Origin of the sequence: Sphingobium nicotianae, assembly GCF_018603885.1 — a bacterium.
Classification (GTDB): Bacteria; Pseudomonadota; Alphaproteobacteria; order Sphingomonadales; family Sphingomonadaceae; genus Sphingobium; species Sphingobium nicotianae.
Window position 1 is genome coordinate 310468 of sequence record NZ_JAHGAW010000001.1, and the last position, 13415, is coordinate 323882.

Annotated in this window: 12 protein-coding genes; 9 read left to right on the forward strand and 3 right to left on the reverse strand. The window is 66.4% G+C overall.

Annotated elements, in window-relative coordinates:
* The first annotated feature begins 4 nt into the window (after nt 1–4).
* The 4 genes from KK488_RS01580 (at nt 5) to pth (ending at nt 3306) form a co-directional block, all read left to right on the forward strand.
* Complete coding sequence (locus KK488_RS01580; RefSeq protein WP_214621369.1) at nt 5–931, forward strand: TraB/GumN family protein; 927 nt, start codon at nt 5–7, stop codon at nt 929–931.
* A 132-nt stretch (nt 932–1063) separates the two neighbouring features.
* On the forward strand, nt 1064–1885 hold the full coding sequence (locus tag KK488_RS01585; protein ID WP_214621370.1) for a PAS domain S-box protein: 822 nt from the start codon (nt 1064–1066) through the stop codon (nt 1883–1885).
* 148 nt (nt 1886–2033) lie between these two features.
* A complete protein-coding gene (locus tag KK488_RS01590) occupies nt 2034–2654 on the forward strand; it encodes a 50S ribosomal protein L25/general stress protein Ctc (protein WP_214621371.1) in 621 nt (206 codons plus the stop codon).
* A gap of 82 nt (nt 2655–2736) precedes the next feature.
* Complete coding sequence (gene pth / locus KK488_RS01595) at nt 2737–3306, forward strand: aminoacyl-tRNA hydrolase (RefSeq protein ID WP_214621613.1); 570 nt, start codon at nt 2737–2739, stop codon at nt 3304–3306.
* On the opposite strand, the gene KK488_RS01600 is transcribed toward pth, so the two are convergent.
* Both KK488_RS01600 and KK488_RS01605 read right to left on the reverse strand, forming a co-directional pair.
* Nucleotides 3272–5404: an NHL repeat-containing protein gene (locus KK488_RS01600; RefSeq protein ID WP_214621372.1), complete on the reverse strand. Its 2133-nt coding sequence runs from the start codon at nt 5402–5404 to the stop codon at nt 3272–3274. The genes pth and KK488_RS01600 overlap by 35 nt on opposite strands.
* A gap of 50 nt (nt 5405–5454) precedes the next feature.
* Nucleotides 5455–6015 carry a septal ring lytic transglycosylase RlpA family protein gene (locus tag KK488_RS01605; RefSeq protein WP_432653826.1) on the reverse strand — a complete coding sequence of 187 codons (561 nt, stop codon included), beginning with the start codon at nt 6013–6015 and terminating at the stop codon, nt 5455–5457.
* Between the two features lie 343 nt (nt 6016–6358).
* On the opposite strand from KK488_RS01605, the gene ychF reads away from it, so the two are divergent.
* The 5 genes from ychF to KK488_RS01630 all read left to right on the forward strand — a co-directional run bounded on the left by ychF (nt 6359) and on the right by KK488_RS01630 (nt 11404).
* Nucleotides 6359–7456, forward strand: a complete 1098-nt coding sequence (gene ychF / locus KK488_RS01610) for a redox-regulated ATPase YchF (RefSeq protein ID WP_214621374.1) — start codon at nt 6359–6361, stop codon at nt 7454–7456.
* A gap of 20 nt (nt 7457–7476) precedes the next feature.
* On the forward strand, nt 7477–7800 hold the full coding sequence (locus KK488_RS01615) for a hypothetical protein (protein WP_214621375.1): 324 nt from the start codon (nt 7477–7479) through the stop codon (nt 7798–7800).
* Between the two features lie 38 nt (nt 7801–7838).
* Nucleotides 7839–9287, forward strand: a complete 1449-nt coding sequence (locus KK488_RS01620) for a hypothetical protein (RefSeq protein ID WP_250889973.1) — start codon at nt 7839–7841, stop codon at nt 9285–9287.
* Between the two features lie 93 nt (nt 9288–9380).
* On the forward strand, nt 9381–10931 hold the full coding sequence (locus KK488_RS01625; protein ID WP_214621376.1) for an alkaline phosphatase D family protein: 1551 nt from the start codon (nt 9381–9383) through the stop codon (nt 10929–10931).
* A gap of 17 nt (nt 10932–10948) precedes the next feature.
* Nucleotides 10949–11404, forward strand: coding sequence for a MaoC family dehydratase (locus KK488_RS01630; RefSeq protein WP_214621377.1), 456 nt, complete (start codon nt 10949–10951; stop codon nt 11402–11404).
* Between the two features lie 199 nt (nt 11405–11603).
* Here KK488_RS01630 and mutL read toward each other — a convergent pair whose 3' ends face one another.
* On the reverse strand, nt 11604–13394 hold the full coding sequence (mutL, locus tag KK488_RS01635) for a DNA mismatch repair endonuclease MutL (protein WP_214621378.1): 1791 nt from the start codon (nt 13392–13394) through the stop codon (nt 11604–11606).
* Between the last annotated feature and the right edge of the window lie 21 nt (nt 13395–13415).

Below are 13415 nucleotides of genomic sequence, written 5' to 3' on the forward strand. Positions count from 1 at the left end.
CGCCATGACGGCCGCCGCCCCTCGCCCGATCCGGGCGCGACCGATCGTCCTGCTGGCCGCGCTGGCCGCGCTCGGCTGGGCCGGCTGGTGGATCGGCAGCCATGGCCATCAGTCCGGCACCACGGCCCGACCCGCCCTCTGGCACATCGTCAAGGGAGACCGTCAAGCCTGGCTGTTCGGCACGATCCACGCCGTGCCGGTCGGGGAGAGCTGGCTGTCACCGGCGATCGCGGACGCCGTCGCGCATAGCGACCGGCTGTTCCTGGAAGTCACCGGCCTCGATGCCGAGCGCAGCACCCACGCCATGTTCGACAAGCTCGGTCGGTCGACCGGCTTGCCCAGGGTCGAGGCGCGTCTCGGCCATGACGATGCCCGCCGTTTCCGGGATATCCTCCGGCGCCATCCCGCCGAGCTCCGCGACATTGACGGCTATGAGAGCTGGGCGGCGGCCCTGCTGATCGGCAGCGTCGCGGCCTCCGATCTGTCGCTCTCCACGCAGGAGGCCGGCGAGGCGGTCCTGGCTCGCCGTTTCGCCGATGCGGGAAAACCGGTTCAGGGGCTCGAAACCATCGCGGGCCAGCTCGGCCTGTTCGATCGGCTCGGCCTGACCGACCAGCGCCTGCTCCTCTCGGAGGCCGTCCGCGATGCGCAGAACTCGGCGCGTCTGTACCAATATCTGCACACCGCCTGGGCGCGCGGCGATCTCGCCCGCCTCGAGCGCGAGTTCATCGCCCCGCTCGCCCGATCCCCGGGCCTGCGGCACGTGCTGATCGACGACCGCAACCGTCGCTGGGCCGACATCATCGACGCCGATCTGACCGGCAGGCCCGGCACCGCCTTCATCGCGGTCGGGGCGGGACATCTGATCGGCAAGGCCAGTCTTCAGGCGCAGTTGGCGCAACGCGGCTGGCGCATCGCACGAATTCAATAAGTCTCCGCAAGATGTGTCCATAGTTGAACACGAACTGATTAACGAGTTAACCGATTAATATATTTGCATGTCTGTCGCGACTCGGTCATCATATCGGTTCTAAATGGGGCGAACGACAGAGGGTGCTTGCGCATGACTCAGTTCGATCATGACCATGGCAGAGGCGACGGGAGCCGGAACGACGGCCCCTTCATCACGGGCAGCAATGCGCTGCTCGCCGCGATCGTCCAATGCGCGAACGATGCGATCATCGGCATGGACCTGCATGGCACGGTGCTGAGCTGGAACGACGCCGCCACCCGCCTGCTCGGCCACGGCGCCGCCGACATGATCGGCCGCCCGATCAGCCGCATCATCCCCTATGACCGGCGCCGTGAGCAGGAAGCGCTGCTGTCCTCCATCCGCGACGGCAGCGGCACCGCCATGTTCGAGACGATCCATCTCGGCGCATCCGGTCACGAGATCGCCGTCACCGTCACCCCCTCGCCGGTGCTCGATCACGCCGGCGCGATCATCGCCGCCTCGATCATCGTGCGCGAGCGAGGCGCCGCCAGGCGTGATGCGCGCGCAAACTGGCCCTATATGCTGGCCGCCCCCTCGCTCGTGAAACGCAACATCCTCGTCGTCGAGGACGAAGCGTTGATCGGCCTCGGCCTCGCCGCCATGCTGGAAAATTCAGGCTTCGACGTCATCGGCCCGGCCGGCGACGTGAAGACCGCCATGGCCCTGCTCGACCGGCATGACTGCGCACTGGCGATCCTCGACATCAATCTGGGCCGGGGGGAGACGTCGGCGCCCCTCGCTGAACGGCTCAAGCAGGATGGCGTGCCATTCTTCGTGACATCCGGCTATCTTTCCGACAGCCAGCCCGCCATCTTCGGCGAGGTGCCGAACTTCCCCAAGCCGATCCGCGTTCGTTCGCTGGTGGCGGCCGTGCAGGAAGTGCTGGGCTAGCATTCCCGCAGACTCCGGCGCGTTCCGGGACAGACCCCGCATCGCGCCGCTTGCTTTTGCGCGGATTTGCCGTTAAGCGCGCCGGCTTCCGTCATGGTCATCCCTGGAGGCGTGGCGGATAGCACAATCAAGCTTTTGGAGACATGTTATGAGCGATGCGCTTACGCTGTCGGCCGAGGCACGCGATCGGGCAGGCAAGGGAGCCTCCCGCGCTCTCCGTCGCGAGGGCCGCGTTCCAGCCGTCATTTATGGCAATAATGAAGAGCCGACGATGGTTCATGTCGAGGAGAAGCTCCTCGCCAAACTGCTCGGCACCGGCCACTTCTTCAACTCGGTGGTGATGGTCGAAGTCGGCGGCAAGGCCGTCCGCACGCTCCCCAAGGACGTCGCCTTCCATCCGGTTACCGAGCGTCCGCTGCACGCCGATTTCCTGCGCGTGTCCGAGCATGCCAAGGTGCACGTCAACGTGCCCGTCCACTTCAAGAATGAAGAGGCTTCGCCCGGCATCAAGCGCGGCGGCGTGCTCAACATCGTCCGTCACGATCTGGACCTCATCTGCGATGCGGCCGAGATTCCCGACGAGATCGCGATCGACCTGACCGGCCTCGAAGTCGGCGACACGATCCACCTCAGCAACGTCACGCTGCCCAAGGGCGTCGAATCCGGCATCCATGAGGCGGACGCGACGATCGCCACGATCGTCGCGCCATCGGCGCTCAAGTCGAGCGATGGCGACACGACCAAGGATGAGGGCGAGGCTGAGGCATAAGCCTCAAGCCAGCTGCTATGGACTATCGGCCCGGGGCATCGCTAGAGATGCTCCGGGCCAATGTGTTTGAGAGGGAATGCGCGTGCAACTCTGGGTCGGCCTCGGCAATCCCGGCACGCAATATGCGCTCCATCGCCACAATGTCGGCTTCATGGCGCTGGACGTCATCGCGCAGGATCATGGCTTCTCGCCCTGGCAGAAGAAGTTCCAGGGGCTGATCGCGGAAGGCCGCATCGGCCCGGAGAAGATCCTGCTGCTCAAGCCCCAGACCTTCATGAACGACAGCGGCCGATCGATCCGGGCCGCCACGGACTTCTACAAGCTGGGCGTCGAGGATGTGACGGTCTTTCACGACGAGCTCGATCTCGCGCCGATGAAGATGAAGGTGAAGCGCGGCGGCGGCACCGCCGGCCATAACGGCCTGCGCTCGACCGACGCGCATCTGGGCAACGACTTTCGCCGCGTCCGTATCGGCATCGGCCATCCCGGCCACAAGGATCGCGTGACCGGGCATGTGCTCGGCAACTACGCCAAGAGCGAGCTCGATCCTCTCGCCGACCTGCTCGGCGCGCTGTCGCGCGAGGCGGAATGGCTCGCCAGGGGCGACGACGCCCGCTTCATGAGCGAGGTCGCGCTGCGGCTAGCGGACTGACCGCCGCCGCGCCACCCGCGATCCCCTGCACCGTGATTGGCAGATCGCGGTTCGCCTGCGCGGTGTTTCCGGCAAAGTCGGCGGCGAGGATCCGCACGATATAGTCGCCCGGCGCGAGTCCGGCCGGGCTCCAGGCGTCGGTTCGCGCGAAGCCATCGCCGACATGATTGGTCACCACATACAGGAACCGCGTCGGCTGATCGCTATGCACCGCGTCGCCACTGGCTGAGGCATAGGCGATCCTGGCGACATCGGCATCGAGCGGTACCCGGTCGAACAGCAGGTTGACCTGCGGCCGCTCGTAGCCGGGCATAGGCGTCCCGTCCGCGCGCAGGATCTGGAAACCGGCACGGTACAGGCCAAGGCGGCGCCGCGGCGCATTGTCGTCCACCTGATCCCAGGCATCGGCCACGATGCTCAGCCCCGTGCTGTCGACGGGGACGACGAGGCGCCCCTGCCGTTGCTCGCTCAGCGGTTGCCCCGTCCCGTCCAGGATCTGCACTCGCTCGATCGTCGGCGCGACATGATCGGAAAAGCCGACGAAACGCAGCGCCATGGCATTGATCTGGCCGCCCGGCGGACCAAGCTCGAGATGGACATGCGCCATCCGGTTGACCGTGCCGAGCGGATCGCCGACGCGGAACCGCGTGCCGCGCTTGACGCGCACCCGGATGAGACGGCCATCCGCATCACTGATGAGCTGGAACCGTCCCGGGTCGAGCGGCACTCCGCTGGCCGTGCGCCCGACCCGGATGTGGATATAGGTCATCGCGTCGACCCGCAGCCCCTCGGACAGGCCATCGAAATTCCAGTTCGGAAGGGGATCGGCGATCTTTTCATCGGCGACCGCGACCGCCGTCTCGCCGACCCCGGCATGAATATCGAGCCCGGCATGGATATGATCGCGGCTCTCGCCCAGATAATTGCCGCGCACCTCGCCCATGTCGCCCACCACTTCGTGCCAGGCGTTCTGCGGCCTCACCGGCCAGGGAAAGGCCGCAGCCCGCACGAGCGCGGGAGGAGCCGTCCGCAACGCCGGCGCCGCGCCTGCGGCACCGGGGCCGTGATGCGGGCTCAGCCTGACCACCGCATATTTGGAGGCGTCCGCCACATAGAGCGCGCCGCCCTCGTCCAGCGCCAGGCCGGCCGGGCTGGCCAGACGGATGGCGTCGTTGCCCTGCAGCGTCGCGCCCCGCCCGGTCAGGATGCGCAGCGCGCCCGACGGCGCCATCTGCACGATGCGGCCCCGCCGGAAGGAGGAAATATAGACATAGCCGTCCCAGGTCTGCGCAAGCCCGACAGGCGCCTTGAGCGCGCCGTCGCGCTCGTCGGGCAGGCTGTGCGCCAGCGTCGAGACGCGGCCGTCCGTGCCGACCCGGCGGATCGCATCATTGCCCATGTCGGCCACGAGAAGAGCGCCGCTTCGATCCAGCGCAAGACCGCAGGGCGTGTCGAACGCCGCGTCGCGCCCCTGCCCGTCCGCGAAGCCGGGCGATGCACCGCCGGCCAGCGTCGTCACCTCGCCATTGGACCGGATGCGGCGAATGCGGTCGTTATAGGTGTCGGCGACATAGATATTGCCTTCCGCATCTACCGCCACGCCGATCGGTCCATTGAACCGCGCCTGGCTTGCCGGACCGTCACGGAACCCCGCTATGCCGTCCCCGGCGATCATTGTCACCTCGCCGGCCGGGCTGATCCTGAAGATCGCATTGGCGCCGGTATCCGCGACGATCAGATTGCCCGCCTTGTCGAGCGCCAGCCCGGATGGCGTGTCGAACGCGCCGGGGAGCGTCGTCACGCGGCCATCCCTGTCTATCTTGCGGATGCGATTGGTGTCCCCGGCGTCCGCAACGTAGAGTGTGCCGCCCGCATCGATTGCCACCGCGAACGGATCGCTGAAACGTGCCTGCGTGCCATCGCCATCGACATGCCCCCTGGCGCCGTTGCCGGCCACGATGGTCATCTCCGCCGGCCAGCCGAACTTTGTCGGCGGCACGACGGCCAGCCGCATCAGCAGCCAGATGCCGCCCAGGCTCGCCAGCAAGGCGAGCAGGCCGACGATCAGCACGGTCTTGAGCGGCAGCCTGCGGAGCATCGACGATGATCCGAAACCGCCTCGCTTGAGCACCACGCGCGTCGATGGCGTCACTGCATCACCCGGTTGAGGCGGATGCGCCAGCTCGTCAGCGTACCCTCGGGCACGGTCGGCCGCAGTGGCGCGGTATCGCCGTCGCGCAGGCGCTTGCGGTCCCGCTCTGGCGGATCGACCCGCTTCACCCGCACCGCGGCGATGCCCTTGCGCTGGATGCCGAGCTGCGCGGCGGCGGCCGGCGAGAGATCGATGATCCGCCCGGCCGCGAAGGGGCCGCGATCATTGATCCGCACCAGGATGGTGCGGCCCGTGTCGAGCGCGGTCACTTCCACATAGCAAGGCAGCGGCAGGGTGGTGTGCGCGCCGGCGACAGCGCCGTGGCGGAAGCGCTCGCCGTTGGCGGTCATCCGCCCGGATTCCTCGCCATACCAGCTCGCATAGCCGAGCATGTCATAGCGCGTGTCGTCCGCCGGCACATAAGTGACGCCGCGCACCTGATAGGGCTTGCCGATCCGCACCGGCGTGTCGCTGACCGGCCGATAATGGGTCGTCGCGCAGCCCGCCAGCAGAGGCAGCAGCAGGAGCGCCGCCCATCCGAAAATGGATCGGGACAAGTAGGCTGGGCGAAGGCGGGCGAGCATGGCGGAACTCTAGCCTGTGCATCCCGCCGCGCAAGCAGCGTGCTGTCCTACACATATGAAAACATAGCATGGAGCCGCCATGCCCGGTCCCGATACCTTGCCCTGTCCGCCGCTCTCGAATCTCTTGGGGCCGTTCCGCCGGGACTCTCATTGCGTCTGTCGCACCGGATCGGAAAACATGCCGATAGTGTGACCTTAGTGTGACTTTCGGGCGTCAGGATACCCGTTTGACGCCCTGCGTCGTTCAGGCTGGCACAATCGGCGCGCAGCGACTATCTGCGCGGCTTTCTCCGTTCCAGCACATGAGCATATCACCATGGGTTTTAAATGCGGCATCGTCGGCCTTCCCAATGTCGGCAAGTCGACTCTCTTCAATGCGCTCACCGAGACGCAGGCCGCGCAAGCCGCCAATTATCCCTTCTGCACGATCGAGCCGAACGTCGGCCAGGTTGCCGTGCCCGATCCGCGCCTCGACAAGCTGGCGGCGATCGCGGGAAGTCAGAAGATCATTCCGACCCAGCTCGCCTTCGTCGACATTGCCGGGCTGGTGCGCGGCGCTTCCAAGGGTGAGGGGCTGGGCAACCAGTTCCTCGGCAATATCCGCGAGGTGGACGCCATCGTCCATGTGCTGCGCTGCTTCGAGAATGACGACATCCAGCATGTCGACAACAAGGTCGATCCGATCGCCGACGCCGAGACGGTCGAGACCGAGCTGATGCTGTCCGACCTCGAAAGCCTCGAGAAGCGCGTCCCCGCTTTCCAGAAAAAGGCGACCGGCGGCGACAAGGAGAGCAAGATCGCCGCCGCCGTGCTCGGCCGTGCGCTCGATCTGCTGCGCGAGGGCAAGCCTGCCCGTTTGGTCGAGCCCAATGACGAGGAGGAGGCGCGCATCTTCCGCCAGGCCCAGTTGCTCACCTCCAAGCCGGTCCTTTATGTCTGCAATGTCGAGGAGGATGCAGCAGCGCGGGGCAATGCCTTCAGCGCCAGAGTGTTCGAGAAGGCCAAAGCGGAGGGCGCGCAGGCGGTCATCGTGTCCGCGGCGATCGAGGCGGACCTCATCACCATGGCGCCCGAGGAACGGACGGAGTTTCTGGAGGCGATGGGCCTCCACGAAGCCGGTCTCGCCCGCATCATCCGCGCCGGCTACGAGTTGCTCCACCTGCTGACCTTCTTCACCGTCGGCCCAAAGGAGGCGCGCGCCTGGACCGTGCACAAGGGCGCCCATGCGCCGGAGGCAGCCGGCGAGATCCACAGCGACTTCCAGAAGGGTTTCATCCGCGCGGAGACCATCGCCTTTGACGATTATGTCGCGCTCGGCGGCGAGGCCAAGGCACGCGAGGCGGGCAAGCTGCGCGCGGAAGGCAAGGCCTATGTGGTGCAGGATGGCGACGTCATGCACTTCCTGCACAGCTGACCTTGTGCGATAAGGGCCGCATGCCGCGCACGCTTCGCCTTGTCTGGATGCTGGCCATGTTGCTGCTGGCCCTTCCGGCCATGCAAGCCAATGCCTGCATGCCCGCCGCGATCGGACATGGCGCTCGGGCCCCGGCCATGCACCACGGCCATCACAAGCCGCAGGCACCGGCGGCGGTGCATCATGACTGCATCGGCTGCGTCGCCCCGATCGATACCGACACCGGTCGCCCGGTCGCGCGGCTGAGCTACGCGTGGAATCGCGCGCCCGTCAGTGCGCTGGCTACCTTCTCGCCCAACCGCGCCGCGCCGCCCGAGCCACCCCCGCCCCGCCAATCCGTCTGACCGTCGCTACCCAAGCAGATTCAGACAGGATTACAACGATGTTAATACGATTGTTCACGCTCGCGAGCCTCCTCGCGGCAACCCCGGGCATTGCCCAGGATCACGACGCCATGGGCCATATGGATCATGGCGACATGGCGGCGCAGATGGACCAGGCCCCCGCCCCCGCGCCCACACCAGAGCCTGATCGACCTCATGACGGCCATGGCGCCTCGTCTCCCAGCGAACCGATGCACGACATGGGCGCCATGGAAGGCCCATCTGCGGCGATCAGCCGGATGACCGCCCCCTCAGGGGTCGCGTGCCCACCCTCCGCTCCCGGTGAGATCGTCATCGACTGCAACCGCGTTCCGGCCTTCAGCGAAGCATCGGGCACGTCGCGCCTGCCGGCCATGGGTGGCGCCATGTCTGGCCTGCACGTCATGACCGGTGGGTGGATGCTCATGGCCCACGGCTATGCGCAGCTCGCTTACACGGATCACAAGGGCCCGCGCGGCGATGATCTGATCTATTCGACCTCCATGCTGATGCTCACCGGCCAACGCGACACCGACTGGGGGCGCATCCAGCTGCGATCCATGCTCAGCCTCGAGCCGACCATGGCGCCGCGTGGCTATCCCAACCTCTTCGCGACCGGGGAAACGGCGGACGGCAAGCCGATCGTGGACCGTCAGCATCCGCACGATCTCTTCATGGAACTGGCGGGACGTCTCGACGTCAACATCGGCAGCGAGGCGAGCTTGTTCCTCTATGGCGGACCGGTCGGCGAACCGGCGCTCGGTCCGGCGGCGTTCATACACAGGGGCAGCGCGCGCTACAATCCCGAGCCGCCGATCACGCATCACTGGTTCGATTCGACGCACATCACGTACGGCGTCGTGACGGCCGGACTCGCGACGCGGACGTGGCAGATCGAAGGGTCGATCTTTCGCGGCCGCGAACCGGACGAGGATCGCTGGGACATCGAGACGCCTTCGCTGGACTCTTGGTCGGTCCGGCTGAGCTGGTCGCCGAGCCCGAACTGGAGCGCGCAGCTGAGCCACGGCTTCATCAAGCAGCCCGAAGCGCTGCATCCTGGCGAGAATGAGAAGCGCACCGTCGCGAGCCTTCACTTCTCCGGAGGTAGCGGCCTGTCCGCGATGGCAGCCTTTTCCGCCAAGAAGCGCGATCCTGGCGACACGCTGACCGCCTGGCTCGTCGAGGCCAATTACGACCTCGCCGCGCATCACGCCCTGTTCGGCCGTATCGAGAATGTCGCCAATGACGAGCTGGTGCCCGATCACGCTGATCCGCTTCATGACAAGCCGTTCCGCATCACCAAGGCGCAGGCCGGCTATGCCTGGCATACGCCGATCGGCAGCGGCCCCGTGGAGCTGACGCTGGGCGGCAGCATCAACATCTACGGGAAACCCCAGGCACTCGATGTGCTCTATGGAGCGAACCCCTGGGGCTACACGCTGTTCGCCCGGCTCTCGCTGGGCCGGTAAGCCAATGGCTCGTGGCATGGGATGTTCACCCTATCGACATGGGAGGGTGTCCCATGCCACTCGTCCGTCACAATCCGCTTCTAAGGGGCAATGATGTTCACTCGCCGCTCCCTCATCCGCTCCGCCGGCGCAACCGCCGTTGGCGCCTTCGCCGCGCCCGCCATCCTGCGGGCTCAGAGCTGGTTCGCCGCCTATCCCTTCACGTTGGGAGTCGCCGCGGGCGATCCAGCGCCGGACGGCTTCGTCATCTGGACGCGCCTCGCGCCCGATCCGACCAACCCGGATGCGATCATGCCGCCATCCGCGCTGCCGGTGCAGTGGGAGGTGGCCGGCGACAACGAGTTCGGCACGATCGTCGCCAAGGGCGAGACCCTTGCCCGGCCCGAACTCGGCCACAGCGTCCATGTCGACGTGACGGGACTGCAGGCTGACCGGCCCTATTGGTATCGCTTCATCATCGGCAAGGACCGCAGCATGCGCGGCCGGGCGCGGACCCTGCCGGCGGCAGGCGCGAGCGCCCAGACACTGCGGTTCGGCGTGTGCGGCTGTCAGAATTACGAGGATGGCTTCTACACCGCTTATCGCCATCTCGCCGCCGAGCAGGATCTCGCCTTCGTCTTCCATTATGGCGACTTCATCTATGAGTATAAGCAGGACTTCGACACCGACAAGGACGGGCTGCCCGTCTCGCCGGTCCGCCACCACATCCAGCGCGAGCCCTATTCGGTCGACGAATATCGCCGGCACTATGCGCAATATCTGAGCGACATGGACTTGCAGGCAGCCCGCGCCAGCCACGGGTTCCTGCAAAGTTTCGATGACCACGAGCTGCATAACAACTGGGCAGGAGAGTATGACGCGCCGGTGACGACGCCGGAAGTCTTCCTGTTGCGCAAGGCGGCGGCGATGCAGGCCTGGTACGAGCATATGCCAGTGCGTGGCGCGCTGTTTCCGCACGGTGGCAACATCGCCATGAACCGCCGCTTCCGCTTCGGCGATCTGGCGGCGATCAACGTGCTCGACACGCGCAGCTTCCGCACCGACCAGCCGTGCGGTGACAATATGAAGCCCGCCTGCCCCGAGCAGATGGATCCCAAGGCCGCGATGATGGGCTCGGCGCAGGAAGCCTGGCTCGACGCCAATCTGCACCGCAACGATGCGACCTGGAACTGCATCGCCCAGCAGGTCATGATGATGCCGCTCGACCGGCGCCGCTACGCGGACGAGAAGGACGTCATCTACAATATGGACAGCTGGGCCGGCTATGACGCGCCGCGCAGGCGCCTGATGAGCCGTCTCGCCAAGGTCGACAATGCGGTCGTGCTGACCGGCGACGAGCATCAGAATTTCGCCGGGCTGCTCCTCGACAAGGACAAGCCGGTCGCCGTCGAAGCCGTGCTGACCTCCATCTCCAGCGGCGGCGACGGACAGGATCTCCGCAAGGGCAGCGACAAGATGCTCGCCGACAACCCGCAGCTCAAGTTCATCAACGACCAGCGCGGCTACGGTCTGTGCGAGGTGACGCCCGAAGCCTGGAAGACCCATTTCATGGTGATGGACAAGGTCTCGCAGCCCGGCGGGACGATTAGCCGGCGCACCACCGCGACCATGCCGCGCGGCGAGGTCTCGCTCTCGATCGGCTGATCCGCTAGAGCGCGGGCATGAGCTATTATTGGGAAGATCTCGCCGTCGGCTATACTGACAGCTTCGGGCCCTTCGATGTGGATCGCGACGAGGTGCTGGCCTTTGCGCAGCGCTATGACCCCCAGCCCTTCCATCTCGACGAGGCGGCAGCGGCGCGGACTCATTTCGGGCGCCTGGCGGCAAGCGGTTGGCACACCTGCTCGATGATGATGGGGGCGATGGTCGCACATTGGCAAGCGACGCCGGGCTGGCAGGAAGCCTCGCTGGGCGCTCTTGGTATCGACGAGTTGCGCTGGCGGCGTCCGGTCTTCCCCGGCGATCGGCTACGCGGGGAGAGCGAGCTGATCGAGAAGATCGAATCCCGCTCGCGGCCCGAGATGGGAATCGTCAAATTTCGCACGCGATTGTTCAATCAGGACGACGAGGAAGTGCTGAGCCTCATCTCGATCGCGATGCGTAAGCGGCGACCATAGCGCCAGGTTCGCGCGACCCTCCGCGTCATTCCTGCAATTCGAGAGTCCGGAGACCAGCTTTTACCCAATTTCGACGCCGCAACTTGGTTCCCTCATCCGCGGGAATGACTGTGTGACTGGCGAGGCGCGCCGGTCTCGGCGCTCCGCCGGATCCCTATATTTGAACGGGTCGCTCGGCAGCTCCCCGGTTGGGATCGGCTCAATGGCGCCCGAACAGCTTCTCGATGTCGCCATGAGCGAGCTTGATCCAGGTCGGCCGGCCATGATTGCATTGGCCGGAGTGAGGCGTCACTTCCATCTCGCGCAGCAGCGCGTTCATCTCCGCGACCGAGAGCACGCGCCCGGCCCGGACCGAGCCGTGACAGGCCATCGTCGCGGCGACGAGATCGAGCCGGGCCTTGAGTGAGGTCGCGTCTCCCATCGCGGCAAGATCGTCGGCAAGGTCGCGCACGAGACCGACAATATCGCTGGCGCCGAGCAAGGCTGGCGCGGCGCGGACCAGCATCGCGGCCGGCCCGAACCGCTCGATGTCGAGGCCGAGTTCAGAGAGTTCGGCGATGCGTGCCTCGATCCGATCACAGGCCGGTTCGTCCAGCTCCACCACTTCGGGCAACAGCAAGGTCTGGCGGGCGATTGCCCCATTAGCGAGCGCCTTGCGCATCCGCTCCAGCACCAGGCGCTCGTGCGCTGCATGCTGATCGACGAGGATGAGGCCGTCCTCGGCCTCGGCCACGATATAGGTGCGTGCGACTTGCCCGCGCGCGATGCCAAGCGGGAATTCGCGTGCCTCGACAGGCGCCGGAAGGTGCGGCTCGGCGCGGCCGGAGGGCGCGAAGCCGGTGAAGCGAGCCTGCCGATCGGCGAAGAGCGGGGCGCCACCATAGGCTCCGCCCGGCGAGCGGGAAGGCCAGCCCTCGGCCGGAAAGATCGGCTGCGCGGGTTCGGCATGAGCAGGCTCGCGCTGCCACAGCTCGGCCGAGCTCGCCTCCGCGCGATTGGCGACGCGCATGCCGGCCGAGTCCAGTGCACGGCGCAAGCCGCTTACGATCATGCCCCGCATGAAGGCCGGATCACGGAAGCGCACCTCCGTTTTGGCCGGATGAACGTTGACGTCAACTTCCTCGGCCGGAACCGACAGGAACAGCGCCAGCACCGGATGCCGGTCGCGCGCGATGAAATCCGCATAGGCGCCGCGCACCGCGCCGACGAGCAACCGGTCGCGCACCGGCCGGCCATTGACGAAGAGATATTGATGATCGGCACTGCCGCGGTGGAAGGTCGGCAGCGAGGCGACGCCGGAGAGCGCCACGCCTTCGCGCTCCAGCGAGACCACCACATGATTCTCGGCCAGATCGCGGTCGATCAGCTGCGCGACACGATCTTCGCGATCCTGCCCGGCGGGAAGGGAGAGGACGCGCCGCCCGTCATGCTCCAGCACGAAAGCGACATCGCTGCGCGCCATGGCAAGCCGGCGGACCATGTCGAGACAGGCGGCATATTCCGAGCGCGGGCTGCGCAGGAATTTGCGGCGGGCGGGCACGCGATCGAACAGGCCGTCGACCTCGACACGGGTGCCGGGGGCCATGGCGGCCGGCTCAAACGTGCTGATCGCGCCATTGTCGCAGACGAGCCGCCATCCGTCTGCACCGGACTGTCGGCTTACCAGCGTCAAGCGCGAGACACTACCGATCGAGGGCAGCGCCTCGCCGCGAAAACCGAGCGTCCTGACCTGCTCGATGGCTTCGTCAGGCAGCTTCGAGGTGGCGTGGCGCTCCAGCGCGAGCGGCATTTCTTCACGCGCAATGCCATGGCCATCGTCGCTGACCGCGATCCCGTCGAGACCGCCCGAGCGGAGCGTGATCGCCACCGCGGATGCGCCTGCATCGAGCGCATTCTCGACAAGCTCCTTGAGCGCGCTGGCAGGCCGTTCGACCACCTCGCCCGCTGCGATTCGATTAACCAGAGTCTCGGGCAGGCGGCGTATTGACATTGGATTGCGACTAGACCAATC